Annotated in this window: 1 protein-coding gene and 1 pseudogene; both read left to right on the top strand. The window is 43.7% G+C overall.

Features of this window, described 5'->3' with window-relative positions; genetic code table 11:
* Positions 1–280 (top strand): GAF domain-containing protein (locus AC2VE5_RS27510; protein WP_486890702.1); only part of this gene is annotated, 280 nt, incomplete at its 5' end.
* Positions 281–588: 308 nt separating this feature from the next.
* Positions 589–1,277, top strand: a pseudogene (locus AC2VE5_RS27505) (IS1 family transposase).
* Positions 1,278–1,475: the final 198 nt, after the last annotated feature.

Genomic DNA, 1,475 nt, shown 5'->3' with positions numbered 1-1,475 from the left:
GTCAAAATTGGTGGTTCCCATTCTTCAGAAGCAAGAACTGTGGGGACTACTAATTGTTCATCAGTGTAGTGGAGCGAGGTACTGGCAACCGCTTGAGATCAGCTTACTTAATCAATTGGCTACCCATACGGCAATCGCCATTCAGCAATCAGAATATCAGAGGTTACAGCAAGTAACTACTTTAGATCGCTTGCCCCAGTTAGCAAATCTGCAACGTGGTACGAATATTTGGAGCAAGAGTGGTAGCGGACGGCACGGGAAGAAGCACCTCTATCGCTGACTGGGGTGTAATATTGATTCTTCGGTAATGTTCTACACTGTTGAGAGACAATTAGATTGCTAAATTGAACTCGAAGCGATTGATGAATAGTCCAATCCCTGTTTCATGCCTCAGCATTGAGTTATTTCAATTACTTGTAGCTCCAGGGAAAACTCAAATAGCCATATGCTTAAACTTATACAGAGAAATCCTCTGATTGTGCGCCTGCTGACCGAAGCCGATGCCCCCTACTAACTCGTTGGCTCACACACTAAGGTGCTGAAGTTTTAGGCGTTGCATAATAGTGATATGAATTGAGGCTAAATCTGATGCAATGTCCTGAATGCAATTCTAACCATATTCGTAAGAACGGTAAGATGCGAGGGAAACAAAACCATATTTGTGTCGCTTGTCGTCAGTTTATTGATGTCTACACAGCCCCTCAAGGATATTCAGATGCAACCAAAGCTCAATGTTTGAAAATGTACGTTAATGGGATGGGATTTCGAGGTATTGAGCGAGTCATGGGGGTTCATCACACTACAGTAATTAATTGGGTTAGGCAAGTTGGAGAGCAGCTACCAGATGTTTACGCTCCAGAGACAACCCCAGAAGCTGGGGAACTCGATGAGTTAGAAACTTTTGTCAAATAAAAAAAACAAAATTTGGTTGTGGACGGCAGTTGACCACTTTAAGCAAGGGATCTTAGGATGGGTGTTAGGAGACCATAGTGCTAAAACTTTTGCTCCATTATGGGCAATGGTGGCTAAGTGGCAGTGTTACTTCTACGTTACCGATGGCTGGGCAGTTTATCCAGGATTTATTCCAGAGGGAAACCAGATTATCAGTAAGACGTACAGGACACGGGTAGAAGGGGAAAACACAAGGCTTAGACATTATCTGGCAAGACTGCATCGCCAGACCTTGTGTTATTCGCTCATCCGAGGAAATGCTGAGACCTTCGATTCGGTTGCTACTTCACTACCTCAAGTTTTGGGATGTCCCAATTCCTCAATGATTCATAGCATTATTCAGCAACACCAAGTTTTACTATGGGCGACCTCGTCCATAGTACCTCGAGCAAGTTAGCTTTCTTCTGTCACTCTAGGCAGAGGAAAAATAGAAATCGCTCCATAGCTCACTTAGAGATTGGAGACAATCAAACTGATTCATGATGGAGATTAGGCGAGGAAAACCAAGAGATAGTTGTGGGATG

The organism is Aliterella sp. E5.1 (assembly GCF_057473825.1).
This window is presented reverse-complemented; position numbering and strand designations above follow the sequence as displayed.